This is a genomic window from Rhodococcus indonesiensis, assembly GCF_047782815.1.
GTDB lineage: Bacteria > Actinomycetota > Actinomycetes > Mycobacteriales > Mycobacteriaceae > Rhodococcus > Rhodococcus indonesiensis.
The window spans coordinates 5,421,056-5,434,869 of sequence record NZ_CP180630.1 but is presented as its reverse complement, the minus strand read 5'-3'; the positions used below and the strand labels follow the sequence as shown (position 1 = coordinate 5,434,869).

The following is a 13,814-nucleotide window of genomic DNA, read 5'->3' as shown; positions in this document are numbered from 1 at the left end:
TTCGGGACATGGACCTGCGCCAGATCGAGTACTTCCTCGCCGTCGTGGACAACGGCGGGGTGACACGAGCCGCGGCACAGTTGCGGGTGGCGCAGCCGTCCTTGTCACAGGCGGTGCGCAAGCTCGAGAAGGATCTTGGTGTCGAGTTGTTCCACCGGGTCGGGCGGGGGCTGGTACTGGCGCCGGCCGGCGAGGCGCTCGTCGGCCCGGCCCGCACCATCCTGCGCGAGGTGGGCGCTGCGGAGAATGCAGTCCGAGATGTCGGTGCGATGCGCGGTGGCCGGATCGACGTGGCTTCGCTGTCGGATCTGTCCTCGGATCCACTGTCGGTGTGGGTGGCAAAGTTTCGCCATCAGTACCCGGACATCCGTTTCCACGTCGAGGAACGCGACGAGACCACCGATGTCGTATCGCTGGTCAAGTCGGGAGCGTGTGAGTTGGGCATTCTCGCGCTGCCTCTGCCCGCCGAGGAGCTGGTGGGCGAGGAACTGATCGATCAGCACCTGGTCCTGGTGTGTCCGCCGGGAACCGATGCGCGGTGGCCGGACCCGGTGCCGATCGAGCAGTTGTCCGGAGTCCCTTTCGTGATGAGCGGGCGCGGTACAGCGACCCGCGACTTCATCGAGCGCTCGTTGCGCCTGCACGGAGTCGAGCCGGATGTCGCTGTGGAGGTGCGCCAGCGTGGCGCCGTGCTGCCGATCGTCCTTGCCGGTGGTGGGGTGTCGATTGTCGCGCTGCGTAGCGGGCTCGACGCGATCCTCCGCGGCGGAGTCGTCCGGGAACTCTCGCCGCGCCTGACCCGCAAGATGGGCGTCGTCCACCGACCCGGACGGATCACGGAGGCATCGACCGAGTTCCTGGTCTGCGCCCGGGCATCGTTCGAGGAGTTCGCCCAGTCCGTCGCGGGATACATGGCAGACGGACTGTCCCTGGTCGAAGCGGGAAGGCTGACGCGCGAAGAAGGTGACCGCCGACTACGGGAAGACAATGTCAGAGCCTCCATGATTCATAGGCAATTGCAGTAGATCTTCTACTTTTTTAGTCTTTGACCCGATCGATCCCTACGCCTTGAATGGTGTGTACCACATCACGTCATTGCGGCGCGCCCGGGTCCTCACCTGGATGATCATCCTTCGGAGTGGACATTGCCCCCGCTCGTCGGTGCGCCACCGCCGCTCGTTCTCGGAGGGATCCCACGATGCACACAACAGCGCCGACGAATCCGTCGGTACGGTCACGGCCACCACGGTCGATGCAGATGCGACGTGCCTGGCTCGTCGTCGGTCTTCTCGTCCTCTTCATGCTCATCAATCACGCGGACAAATCCGTCATCGCGTTCGCCGGGGTGCAGATTCAGCGCGACCTGGGGCTGAGCTCGCAGCAGTTCGGACTCCTGCAGAGCAGCTTCTTCTGGTTGTTCGCTGCCGGCGCCCTGTTCTTCGGCTGGCTCTCGTCTCGGGTGAGTCTCCGCTGGCTGCTCGCCGGTCTGATGCTGACCTGGGTCGCAACGATGATCCCGCTGCTCGGCACGGTCAGCTTCGGCGTCCTCATCGCCTGCCGAGTGATCCTCGGATTCGCCGAAGGACCTGCGTTCGCGCTGGCCAATCATGCCGCACACTCCTGGTTCCCGCCGGAGAAGCGGGCGATGGCGGGCGGCTTCGTCTCCGCGGGCGCCTCGATCGGCACTCTGCTCGCCGCCCCGGTGCTCACCTGGATCATCTTCTACTGGGACTGGCACGCCGCGTTCTATGTACTCATCGCGATCGGCATCCTGTGGGCGGGGGCCTGGCTGATCCTCGGCCGCAGCGCCGGCGAAGGCGAAACAGCTCCGGTTTCGACGGTGGTTGTCGAGACTGTCGACGCACCCTACAAGACGATCCTGAAGACCGGCACCGTTGTCGGCATCGCGGTACTGATGTTCAGCTCGTACTGGTCGACCACCCTGAAGATCGCATGGCTGCCCGTCTATCTCCAGGAAGGCCTGGGCTACGACACCGCCACCGCCGGTCAACTCATGATGCTGCCCTACGGGCTCGCCGCCGGCGGCGCTGTCGCCGCGGGCTGGTTCTCCGGCCGGCTGATCTCGCGGGGCGTCTCCCGACGGATCGCCCGCGGCTACTTCAGTGCAGCACTCGTCGCCGGCGCCGGAGTCTCGATGGCCGGGTTCACGCTGCTCCCCCAGGGCGGACTGCAGCTGGTCCTGATCGCTCTCGCGTTCTCGTTGAACACCGCAGCCTTCGGTGTGGCACTCTCCGCGATCGCGGACGTCGTCCAGGCGAAGAAGCGCGGGATGGTTCTGGGCATGCTCTCGGCGGTCGCAAGCATCTCAGGCATGGTCGCGCCGCTCGTGCTCGGCTTCGCTGTCGGCTCGTCCGTCGACAAGATCACCGGCTATGCGATCGGCTTCCAGTCCAGCGGCGCCCTGATGGTCGTCGGGGCGGTCATCGCAATCTTCCTGGTCAACCCCGAGCGCGACATCACCCTCATCCGCCGTCGAGTCGAGGAGACAGCATGAGCATCGACAAGCCGCTGGACGGTGTCCGCGTCATCGACTTCGGGCAGTTCATCGCAGCCCCCGCCGCCACGCAGATCCTCGTGGACCTCGGGGCGGACGTGATCAAGGTCGAGCCGGTGCACGGCGAGTCCGCCCGCGGGATCGGACCAGCCGGCGAGGCCATGCTGCAGAACTACAACCGCGGCAAGCGGTCCATGGCGCTGGACCTGAAGGATCCGCAGGCACAGGAGATCGCCCGGAAACTGATCGCCGGCGCCGACATCGTGGTGCAGAACCTGCGCCCGGGGGTCATGGAGTCGTTCGGACTCGGCGCCGAGCAGATTCTCGCCGCCCACCCCTGGATGGTCTACGCGACGGTCAGTGGATTCGGTCTGCACGGACCGTCGAAGTACCGACCCGGACTCGACATCGCGGCGCAGGCCGAGAGCGGAATGATGTGGGTCACCGGGGAAGCCGACAGTGAACCCCAGAAGGTGGGGGCCCAGATCGTCGACGTCGCCTCCGGTTACGTGTGCGCGCAGGCGATCCTCGCGGCATATGTGCGCCGGCTCCGCACCGGGGAAGGCGACACCGTCGAAGTCTCCCTGCTCGAAGTCGCCCTCCACCTGCAGGGCACGAACTGGGGCCAGTACCTGATCACCGGCGAGGAGCCCATCCGAAAGGGCAACGGGCAACCCAGTATCGCCCCCGCCGCGGACGTGATGACAACCAAGGACGGAAACCTGGTCCTGTCCGCCTACTCGGACGTGCACTTCCACCGATTGTGTCGCCTCATCGGGCGCCCCGACCTGGCCGAGGACCCCCGCTTTGCAAGCAACACCCTACGGGTGGCGAACCGGCAGGCAATGCTGGTCGAGCTGCGCAGCGCATTCTCGACGATGACGAGCGACGAGGCCATGGAGTTGCTGACCACCAACGGAGTCGTGGCCGGCAGGATCAACACCTACCCCGAGGCCATGCGCAGCGCCGACGTCGAAGCGTCCGGGTTGTTCATCGAGGTCAGCGACACGGACGGGGCATCGCACACCGCCCTCGGGTCACCCTGGCACCTGGGCAGCATGCCCAAGCCCGGCAGCGAAGGCGACCCGGACCTGGGTCAGCACACCGCCGAGCTGCTCGCCGAACTCGGCTACCCCCCCGCCGCGGTCGACGCCCTGGAATCCTCCGGCATCGTCCACCTCCGCTAGGCACCGGAACTCTCTTCCGACAGCCCCGCTTCTCAAAGGAATCACCATGCAACGCACCATCTTCACCGAAGACCACGACGCCTTCCGCGACACGGTCCGCCAGTTCATCGCCAAGGAGATCACTCCGAACCTGCCCGACTGGGAAGCCCAGGGCTGCATCCCCCGCGACTTCTACAAGAAGACCGCAGAGATCGGTATCAACGGTCTGCAGGTGCCCGAGCAGTACGGGGGCGGCGGTATCGACAGCTTCTTGTTCAATACCGTCGTCTACGAGGAGATCGGCTACGCCGCGGCCTCGCTCGGCGGGTTCCAGGTGCATCTGAACACGGTGCTGCCGTATTTCCTCGAGTACGCCAACGAGGAACAGCGCGACCGTTGGTTCCCGGGCTTCGCCGACGGCAACCTGGTCAGCGCCATCGCCATGACCGAACCCGGCATCGGCTCGGACCTCGCGGGGGTCGCCACCACCGCCGTCCGCGACGGCGACGACTACATCCTCAACGGCAACAAGACCTTCATCACCGGCGGAATCAATGCCGAACTGGTGATCGTGGTGGCACGTACTTCCAAGGATCCGGACAACCGCCGCAAAGGACTGTCGCTGCTGGTGGTCGAGGGGGACATGCCCGGATTCATCCGAGGCCGCAACCTGCACAAGATCGGTATGAAGTCGTCCGACACTGCCGAGTTGACGTTCGACAACGTCCGTGTGCCGGCCAGGAACCTCCTCGGCGAGGAGGGCGCCGCATTCGCGATGCTGGCGCACAACCTGCCACAGGAGCGGCTGTCGATCGCCATCACCGGTCTCGCCACCGCCACCGCGGCAGTCGACCTCGCCCTCGAATACGCTCGGGAACGCCAGGTGTTCGGCACACCGCTGGCCAACTTCCAGAACACCAAGTTCGTACTCGCCGAATGCGCGACCGATCTGCAGGCGGGGCAATCGATGGTCGACCAGGCGCTCATCGCCCTCGACAACGGCACACTCACCCCGGCGGACGCAGCGAAGGTGAAGCTGTTCTGCACCGAGCTGCAGGCCCGGGTGATCGACAAGTGCCTGCAGCTGCACGGTGGCTACGGCTACATGACCGAGTACCCCATCGCCCGGCTGTACGCCGATGCCCGGGTCACCCGGATCTTCGGTGGCACCAGCGAGGTCATGAAGAGCGTCATCTCGAAATCGATGGGGCTCTGAGCCTCTCACCGCACCCGTTCCGGTCGCCTCGCGTCCGGACCGCATCGAAGGATCATCGAAGTGCAGATCAAGGACATCAACGCCGTCGTCACCGGCGGTGCATCCGGACTCGGACTGGCGACCGCCACCCGTCTGGTCGAGTCCGGCGCCACCGTCACCCTGCTCGACCTTCCCGGCTCACCCGGCGCCGAGCAGGCCGCGTCGCTGGGCCCGGCCGCGCAGTTCGTGCCGACCGACGTCACCGACTCGGACGCCGTCGCCACGGCATTCGCCGCGGCCGCCGAGCATGGCCCGGTACGCGCCGTCGTGCACTGCGCGGGCCGCGGCAAACCCATGCGCATCCTCACCAGAGAGGGCAAGGCCGCCGACCTCGAACCGTTCGAGTCGGTCGTACGCCTCAATGTCATCGGCACCTTCAACGTGCTCCGCTATGCGGCCGAATCGATGGCTGCCAACGAGCCGCTCGACGGCGACCGCGGTGTGTGCGTGCTGACCGCGTCCGTCGCCGCCTTCGAGGGCCAGATCGGGCAGATCAACTACGCGACGTCCAAGGCCGGGGTGGTAGGGATGACCCTGCCTGCGGCCCGCGACCTTGCCAGTGTCGGGGTCCGGGTATGCACGATCGCGCCCGGTGTGTTCGCCACCCCACTTCTGCTGAACGCCCGCAGCGACATCCGCGAGGCCCTGGCCGCCTCGGTCCCGCACCCCCAGCGCCTCGGCGAGCCGTCCGAGTTCGCCTCGCTGGCCGCGCACATCATCGAGAACGGCATGCTCAACGGCGAAACGATCCGCCTCGACGGCGCAATCCGGATGGCCCCCCGATGACCGACCGGACTCCCGAGCGCGTGGTGCTGACCGAACGGCGGGGCCGGGTGCTGGTGGTCACGCTCAACCGTCCGAACGTCCGCAACGCCGTCGACCGGGAGATGGCGAGTGCGCTCGCATCGGCGATGGACCGGCTCGACAACGACCCGGATCTGAGTGTCGGCGTACTCGCCGGCGCCGGCGGGTACTTCTGTGCCGGAATGGATCTCAAGGCATTCCTCCGGGGCGAGAGCCCCCGCGTAGAGGGTCGCGGGTTCGCCGGCCTGGTCGAGGCGCCTCCCGCCAAGCCGTTGATCGCCGCTGTCGACGGCCCGGCGCTCGCCGGCGGATTCGAGATCGTCCTTGCCGCCGATCTCGTGGTGGCCGCACCGACCGCCACGTTCGGTCTGCCCGAGGTACGGCGTGGTCTGGTCGCCGCCGCCGGTGGCCTGACCCGGCTGCCGGCACGTTTGCCGCGTGCGGTGGCACTGGAGATGATTCTCACCGGGGCTTCCATGACGGCCGCTCAACTGCACCCGCTCGGCCTGGTCAACCGTCTGGCCGCCGAATCCGAGGTGCTGCAGGAAGCGCTCGCCCTCGCCGAAACGATCGCCGCCAATGGCCCGCTTGCAGTGCAGGCGAGCAAGAAGGTGGTCACCGAGTCGCCCGGTTGGCCGCCCGCCGAGGCCTTCGAGCGCACCAGGCGCATTGTGATGCCGGTGTTCGACTCGAACGACGCGCGCGAGGGTGCCGCCGCCTTCACCGAACGACGCACTCCGGTCTGGACCGGGTCGTGACCCCCGAGAACGAGAGAACAGGAACACACATGCGTGACGCAGTCATCGTCGAAGCCGTCCGGAGCCCCATCGGGCGTCGCAAGGGCGGATTGGCGGACGTCCACCCAGTCGATCTGTCCGCAACGGTCCTGACCGCACTCCTCGATCGCGCCGGCATCGAGCCCGGAGCTGTGGACGACGTCGTGTGGGGGTGCGTCGGCCAAGTCGGCGAGCAAGCCGGCAACATCGCCCGCAACGCCGTTCTCGCCTCGGGCTGGCCGGAGTCGGTTCCCGGCACCACCATCGAGCGTCAGTGCGGATCCAGCCAGCAGGCAGTGCATTTCGCCGCTGCCGGTATCATCTCCGGCCAGTACGACATCGCCGTTGCTGGCGGCGTCGAATCGATGACCCGGATCCCGATGGGATCTGCGCGGCGCGTCGGCCTCGGAGACCCGAACAGTGACGCGATCCGCAGGCGGTACGAGGGCGTCGAATTCAATCAGATTCGCGGCGCCGAGACTCTCGCCGGTCGGTACGAGTTGAGCCGCACCTGGCTCGACGAGTACAGTCTGCGCTCACACCAGCGAGCAGCCCAGGCGGTCGACGACGGTCGCTTCGCCGGCGAGATCGTGCCGGTGACCCTGCCGGACGGGACGAAGTTCGAATTCGACGAAGGAATTCGCCGGGCCACAACGCTCGACAAGCTCGGTCAGCTGGATCCGGTTCTCGACGAGGACGGGCGGGTCACTGCGGGCAACGCATCTCAGATTTCGGACGGTGCAGCCGCGCTGCTGATGATGTCCGGAGAGCGCGCCCGCCGGCTGGGACTGACACCACTGGCGCGGGTGCACACCGCGACAGTGATCGGCGACGATCCCGTCACCATGCTGGCCGGGCCGATTCCCGCGACGGCGCGGGTGCTCGATCGAGCAGGCCTGACCCTCGACGATATCGGTGCCTTCGAGGTCAACGAGGCATTCGCCAGTGTCATCGGGGCCTGGCTCCGGGCAACCGGTGCCTCGGAGGATCGGGTGAACTCGCTGGGCGGGGCGATCGCACTCGGCCATCCGCTCGGCGGCTCGGGTGCGCGCCTGACGACCACTCTCGTCCACCACATGCGCGCCGAGGGCATCCGGTACGGGCTGCAGACGATGTGTGAGGGTGGCGGCATGGCCAACGCCACCATCTTCGAGAGCGTCGCCGATCGCTGAACCGGCCCCCGATGATCACGAACGTACTGCCGGACCCCTCGCGCTTCCGGGCACCGTCTGCTCGTGCGGCGCCCGAGCCGTCACTATTCCACCGTCTTTCTCGATTCAGGACCTGAGATGAAGTTTGTAAGTGAAAAGCTGTTCGCCGTCCCGATCTCGTGGTTGCTGGCCGTACCGATCGTACTGCTCGACCGCTTGTTGGCTCCCGATCTGGGAGAACTGCCTTCCTGGAACGGCGAGTGCCGCATCGAGGCAAGGTACTGACCAGGGCCCACCCGGGTCGATTCCCGGAAGTGCTGAAAGACAAGTCCTTTCGAACTCCCATCGGGCACCCGCAGGTGGTGTCGGCCGGAGTCGCCTCCGGCAGCAGAGCTGCTCGCTGTCGCAATGGACTGCCTCGTTCTACCGTGCGGGCGGGTTCTGGCTGAAGTTGTTGCGCAAACAATCTCGTCACCGAACGTGTGCTCCCGCTGGAGCGGTCGCCGTAGCGGCGTCGGACCGGTGGTGCTTCCAGCGTGGTGGTCTCTCGGCCGCTTCTCTCCCCGGGTGCCGGCAGCAGATCGTTCCTCCTGTTCGTCACGCAGCCCGCTGATCCGGCTGGGTGGGCGGGACCGGACCTCGGAGGGGTACGAGTCCTCGTGCCTGCAGCGACCCGATCCTGATCACTGGTGACGTCGACGAGGCCGGCCGCGCCCGGTGTTTTCGACCCGCACCCGTGCCATGGTTCCGCTGAGCGATGCCAGGGGCGATAATCTGGGGAGACATTGTCGAGAGGTAGGGAGGCGATGTCAGGTATGCCAGGGCGGTCCAGGGACGGATAGCGCGTTGGGGACCCCCAGTGACCCGCTTCGAACCCAGCGCGATGTTGCCTCTCCGATGGGGGAGGAATTGCGTTCGGCGGGGTTCGACGACGTCCGGGAGATCGGGCGCGGCGGCTTCGGTGTGGTGTATCGCTGCGCCCAGCCTGCTCTGGATCGGACGGTGGCGGTGAAGGTGCTCTCCGGTGATCTGGACGACGAGAGCCGTGCGCGGTTTCTGCGGGAACAGCAGGCGATGGGACGACTGACCAGCCACCCGAACGTGGTGAATGTACTCGAGGTCGGAGTGACTGAAAATGGGCGTCCGTACCTGGTGATGCCCTACCATCCGCAGGATTCGCTCGACGCGCGGATTCGCCGGCACGGTCCGCTGCCGGTGACAGAGGCGCTGAGATTGGGAGTGAAGATGGCGGGTGCGCTGGAGACGGCTCACCGGCTCGGGATCGTGCATCGCGACGTCAAGCCCGGTAATGTCCTGCTCACCGACTACGGCGAACCGGCGCTGACCGACTTCGGCATTGCGCACATCACCGGGGGCTTCGAAACCGCCACCGGAACGGTCACCGGCTCGCCGGCCTTCACGGCTCCGGAGGTCCTCCGAGGTGATCCCCCGGGTCCGGCCTCGGATGTCTACGGACTGGGAGCGACACTGTTCGCGGCGCTGACGGGGCATGCAGCGTTCGAGCGTCGAAGTGGCGAGCAGGTGGTGGCCCAGTTCCTGCGGATCACCACGCACCCAGCGCCGGACCTGCGCGAATCCGGTATCGACGATGATTTCGCCGCCCTGGTGGAACGCGCGATGTCCCGAGATCCAGCCGAACGCCCCTCGCCGGCGATGCTGGGCGAAGCCCTGCAGCAGATCGAGCTGTCCCGTGGTGACCCGGTCGACGAGATGGCGCTACACCCCGGAACCGACACAGCGCGGGACCTGCGGTCGGCTGCCCGATTGTCGTCGGGACCCTCACCTTCCGTCCCGCCCGTGCCCTCTCCGCACTCGGCCGCCGAAGGGGGGCTTCCTCTGGAGTTGACCAGCTTCGTGGGCCGGCGAAAGGACCGCGCCCAGGTCGAGAAGCTGTTGTCGACCTCTCGGCTGGTCACCTTGACGGGGGTCGGTGGTGTGGGCAAGACCCGACTGGCGCTGCGGGTCGCGAGCGATCTTCGACGAGCCTTCGCCGACGGAGTCCGACTGGTCGAATTGGGAGAACTGCGTGATGGTTCGTTACTGGGCGAGGTCGTGGCGGACGCGTTGGGGCTCAGGAACCGCTCGCCGAAACACGTGCAGACACTCGTGGCGTTCTTCGAAGCGCGGGAAACCCTGGTGGTGCTCGACAATTGCGAGCAGATCCTCGATGCGGTCGCACACCTGACAGAGACGCTGTTGCGTACCTGTCCAGAACTGAGGATTCTCGCGACGAGTCGGGAAACTCTGACCATCGCAGGTGAAGTAGCTTTTCGGGTATTGCCCCTCCCGGTTCCGGATGAGGCAGACGAAGTGGCATCGGTGGACGTGGCCGACTGGGATGCAGTGACGCTGTTTGCCGAGCGAGCTGCCACCGCAGTACCCGGATTCGAAATCACGCCGGACAACGCTGCCACCCTCAACCGAATCTGTATTCGGCTGGACGGTCTGCCGCTGGCAATCGAATTGGCGGCCGCGCGTCTGCGGACGATGACGCCCGAGCAGGTTCTCGAGCGGTTGACCGACCGGTTCGAGTTGCTGACCCGAGGGAGCCGGAACGCCCCGGCCCGTCAACAGACCTTGCGGTGGAGCATCGACTGGAGTTTCGCACTATGTCTTCCGTCGGAACAGCAGCTCTGGAGTCGACTGTCGGTGTTTGCCGGCGGTTTCGAACTCGATGCCGCAGAGCAGGTATGTATGTACGATGCAGAGCCGATCGGACTGCTCGACCTTCTCGCATCGCTGGTGGACAAGTCGATTCTCGTCCGCGAGCACGCCGGGACCGTGGCGCGTTTCCGCATGTTGGAAACGCTGCGTGACTACGGCCGCGACAAGTTGTCGCAGGCCGGCACGCTCGTAGATCTTCGAAGGAGGCACTACCACTGGTACCGCCGGCTGGCCGTTGCAGCAGAGTCCGAATGGATAAGCGCCCACCAACTCGTCTGGCTCGCTCGACTCGAGCGAGAACGACCGAACCTGCGTGAAGCGATGGAGTTCGGCTTGGCCTCGACCGGTGGTGTTCCGGACGCAACTGGCCTCGAGATCGCCACGGCTCTGTTTCCGTTCTGGCTCTCTCGGGGGCTGCTCCGGGAGGGACGGCGCTGGCTCGAGCGGACACTCGCACTCCAGAGTGACCACGACATCGCCCTACGGGTGAAGGCACTGAATGCGGCCAGTGTCCTTGCCAGCCGTCACGAGGATTGCGAGCAGGCAGCGACCCTGATCGAAGAAGCACGCACCCTGGCCGCGGCGCGGAACAATGCACTCGATGTCGCCCTGGTGCATCACGCCGACGCGGTACATGCCCTGCACAACGGCGATCCGGAACGCGCCGTCAGGGCGTACACCGAAGCACTCCCCGTCTTGCGTGACACAGGCAGTGTCTTTACTCAGATCACGGCCTTGCATGGGCTCGGGCTGGCGCACGAGATACTCGGACACTCCCAGGACGCCACCGACTGTCTGGAAGAGGCGATCCGGATCACCGAATTGCACGGCGAATCCGTGTACCGGGGCCGCTCCTCCCTGACCCTGGGGCTGGTGATGTGGCGGCAGGGCCGACGCGATCGCGCAGTCCATCTGCTGAGGACCGGGCTCGAGCTGGCCCTTGTGGTCGACGATCCGTTCGCAGCCACATGGTGCCTGGAAATCCTCGCGTGGATATCGTCCCGGGAACGACGGTTCCAGCGTGCTGCTGTCCTGTTGGGTTCAGCCGAAGCACTTCGACAGCGCGTCGGCACCTCCATCGTTCAAATACCTGATCTGACCGAATCCCATACGGAGTGCGAGATCACCACACGCCGTGTACTCGGCTCGCGAGCATTCGCGGCTGCGGTTCGTGTCGGCGAGTCGCTGAGTCCCGAGGAAGCGATGACCTATGCCGTGGAGGAGCATCCCCTGGTCGTGCCGCCCGACCTCGGTTCCGCAACCACGTTGACCCAACGCGAGCTCCAGGTCACCGCCCTGGTCGGACAGGGCCTGACAAACAAGGAGATTGCTGCACGACTCGCGATCTCCCCACGCACCGTTCGACGCGACGTCGAACACATCGTGGGGAAACTCGGACTATCCTCCCGAGCGCAGATCACGGCCTGGGTCACGCAGCAGTCCGATACTCCGGACCACCCCTGAACGCGGTGCCGTACCGGAGATTCCGCACGTCACCCATAGCGCGACAGGACCACCCATGCTGAGAATCGAGTGGGTGCGCTCATGATCCGGTCTCGACGAAACTGTTCTCCGCGTCCGTCTCGTCGTTGCCGAGGTGCTCCACCGCGGAGGCTCGGATTCGTGCGATTCTCGTCCGGGCCAGATCCACTGCCCTCTCGACATCACCGGCGCGGATTGCCTCATGCAGCGCTCGCCAGCCCTCGAGGTTGAGCCGGATGGTGTCGGGGTCGGCTGCAAGGGCCAAGCGCACGTAGCGCAGCGTCTGCAGGGACACGGATTGCAGCAGATCGGCGAGAATTCGGTTGTCCGACAGCTCCGCCACTTCGCTGTTGAGGAGGAAGGTGGCGACAGCGTACGCATCGACCGACTCGTCGGATGCACGCAGGATTCGTGGGATGTGCCGATCGAACAGCTCGACCAGGTCGTCGTGTTGTTCCAGCATTTCCTCACGGAGGATCATTCCGTACAGGCGGGAGCGGATATCGAACACGTCCTGCAGGTCTTTGGCATGGGGAACCGGAACCATCGCACCGCGACGAGCCTGGAACTCGACCAGGCGATCGCGCTCGAGGATGCGTAGAGCCTCACGTACGGGTGCGCGACTCACCTTCAGCGCGGCGCTGATCTCCTGTTCCAGGAGTCGTTGCCCTGTATGGACGAAATCGAGCACGATCAGTGCTGCGAGCTTGGCGGCGATCTGCTCCGGCAGTGGGGTGGCCGCTATGGCGTCCTGCTGGCGACGAAGAACCGCCTGTTCGATGGCGACCATCCACTCGTTGCGTGGAAGCAGGAGCGCGGAGAGATCGGGTAGGTCCTGAGTTCGTTGGCGCGCCATACGTCACACTCCTGCGTGAATTCCGTTGCCGCCGTGCCCATGCGCCACAGGTGGACGGGCTGAGTTTATTGTCGACGACAATTGTATCCGACCCGGCCCCTGGCGTGTGCCACCTAGCGGACTTCGGCAGCCCGAACGGCCCGTCCTAAAGTTTTTGTCGACATAAACACTAGTCGATGTTAGCTTGTGATCTGTAGCACTCGCTGGCCGCGCGCTTCAGGCGCTCTTCGGAAGAGGTCAAGATATGACGCTCGAGATCACTCCCCTCACCGGTACGATCGGGGCTCGTGTCGAGGGGATCCGGCTCGATGAGCCAATTGACACGGCAGTGTTCCACGACCTGCGGGAGGCGTTTCTCGCCCACTGCACTCTGGTATTCCCCGATCAGCACATCAAGCCCTCTGCGCAGGTGGACTTTGCGCGGTTGTGGGGTGAGCCCGTCGTCACGGCGATGCTCAGTCCACTCGACGGCAATCCTGAGGTCGTCCAGATCGCCAACGTCAAGAAGGAGACGACGGCGACCGAGGCATGGCACTACGACGCTGCGTTCACCGAGGTGCCTCCGAAGATCTCGATTCTCTCTGCTGTCACCGTGCCGGCCGGCGGTGACACGATGTGGTCGAACCAGTACCACGCGTACGAGCGACTGAGCCCAGCCATGAGGGACGTGCTCGACACGCTACGGATTCGGTTCCACGGAACACGGCTCGGGCGCATGCTCGAAGTCGACCAGGCCGAAATCCCCAGTGCGGTACACCCGCTCGTGCGCACCCATCCCGAAACCGGGAGGAAGGCGCTGTACGTCGGGCACCGCGAGAACGTGTGCCTCGAAGGATGGACCCGCGAGGAGGGCGACGCTCTGCTCGAATACCTCTATCAGAGTTCGGTCACCCCCGACAACGTCTATCGCCACAGCTGGCGAGAAGGCGATGTGGTCATGTGGGACAACCGATGCACTATGCATTACGCCGTCCATGGCTACGGCGACCGAGAACGCGTCTTGAATCGCGTCACACTCCACGGCGAGAAGCCGATCTGAATCCCTGAGGTACTCACGCGGACGGTGCCACGGGTGCGCGCCGGCGCGACCGACCGATCGAGTCGAGAAACCTCCCCGACTATCA

11 protein-coding genes are annotated in these 13,814 nt (G+C 65.7%); 10 read left to right on the top strand and 1 reads right to left on the bottom strand.

Going from position 1 to position 13,814, the window contains the following annotated elements; translation table 11 throughout:
- Positions 1–8 precede the first annotated feature (8 nt).
- The 9 genes from ACM26Y_RS25035 (at position 9) to ACM26Y_RS24995 (ending at position 11,816) form a co-directional block, all read left to right on the top strand.
- Positions 9–1,025, top strand: coding sequence for a LysR family transcriptional regulator (locus ACM26Y_RS25035; RefSeq protein WP_416062264.1), 1,017 nt, complete (start codon positions 9–11; stop codon positions 1,023–1,025).
- A 233-nt stretch (positions 1,026–1,258) separates the two neighbouring features.
- Positions 1,259–2,515 (top strand): MFS transporter, encoded by a 1,257-nt coding sequence (locus ACM26Y_RS25030; protein ID WP_416062263.1) that lies wholly within the window; start codon positions 1,259–1,261, stop codon positions 2,513–2,515.
- Positions 2,512–3,702, top strand: a complete 1,191-nt coding sequence (locus tag ACM26Y_RS25025; RefSeq protein ID WP_416062262.1) for a CaiB/BaiF CoA transferase family protein — start codon at positions 2,512–2,514, stop codon at positions 3,700–3,702. The genes ACM26Y_RS25030 and ACM26Y_RS25025 overlap by 4 nt, the downstream gene beginning before the upstream one ends.
- A gap of 46 nt (positions 3,703–3,748) precedes the next feature.
- Positions 3,749–4,897 carry an acyl-CoA dehydrogenase family protein gene (locus ACM26Y_RS25020; protein WP_416062261.1) on the top strand — a complete coding sequence of 383 codons (1,149 nt, stop codon included), beginning with the start codon at positions 3,749–3,751 and terminating at the stop codon, positions 4,895–4,897.
- Between the two features lie 60 nt (positions 4,898–4,957).
- Positions 4,958–5,722 carry an SDR family NAD(P)-dependent oxidoreductase gene (locus tag ACM26Y_RS25015; RefSeq protein ID WP_289378484.1) on the top strand — a complete coding sequence of 255 codons (765 nt, stop codon included), beginning with the start codon at positions 4,958–4,960 and terminating at the stop codon, positions 5,720–5,722.
- Complete coding sequence (locus ACM26Y_RS25010) at positions 5,719–6,498, top strand: crotonase/enoyl-CoA hydratase family protein (RefSeq protein ID WP_416062260.1); 780 nt, start codon at positions 5,719–5,721, stop codon at positions 6,496–6,498. Before ACM26Y_RS25015 ends, ACM26Y_RS25010 begins: the two co-directional genes overlap by 4 nt.
- 29 nt (positions 6,499–6,527) lie before the next feature.
- On the top strand, positions 6,528–7,688 hold the full coding sequence (locus ACM26Y_RS25005; RefSeq protein WP_416062259.1) for a thiolase family protein: 1,161 nt from the start codon (positions 6,528–6,530) through the stop codon (positions 7,686–7,688).
- Positions 7,689–7,751: 63 nt separating this feature from the next.
- Positions 7,752–7,952 carry a hypothetical protein gene (locus ACM26Y_RS25000; RefSeq protein ID WP_416062258.1) on the top strand — a complete coding sequence of 67 codons (201 nt, stop codon included), beginning with the start codon at positions 7,752–7,754 and terminating at the stop codon, positions 7,950–7,952.
- Positions 7,953–8,564: 612 nt separating this feature from the next.
- The gene (locus ACM26Y_RS24995) at positions 8,565–11,816 is read left to right on the top strand and encodes a protein kinase domain-containing protein (protein WP_416062257.1); all 3,252 of its coding nucleotides are present in this window, start codon (positions 8,565–8,567) and stop codon (positions 11,814–11,816) included.
- Between the two features lie 79 nt (positions 11,817–11,895).
- On the opposite strand, the gene ACM26Y_RS24990 is transcribed toward ACM26Y_RS24995, so the two are convergent.
- Positions 11,896–12,690 carry a GntR family transcriptional regulator gene (locus ACM26Y_RS24990; protein WP_289378475.1) on the bottom strand — a complete coding sequence of 265 codons (795 nt, stop codon included), beginning with the start codon at positions 12,688–12,690 and terminating at the stop codon, positions 11,896–11,898.
- A gap of 244 nt (positions 12,691–12,934) precedes the next feature.
- On the opposite strand from ACM26Y_RS24990, the gene ACM26Y_RS24985 reads away from it, so the two are divergent.
- Positions 12,935–13,729, top strand: coding sequence for a TauD/TfdA dioxygenase family protein (locus tag ACM26Y_RS24985; protein ID WP_289378473.1), 795 nt, complete (start codon positions 12,935–12,937; stop codon positions 13,727–13,729).
- Positions 13,730–13,814 lie beyond the last annotated feature (85 nt).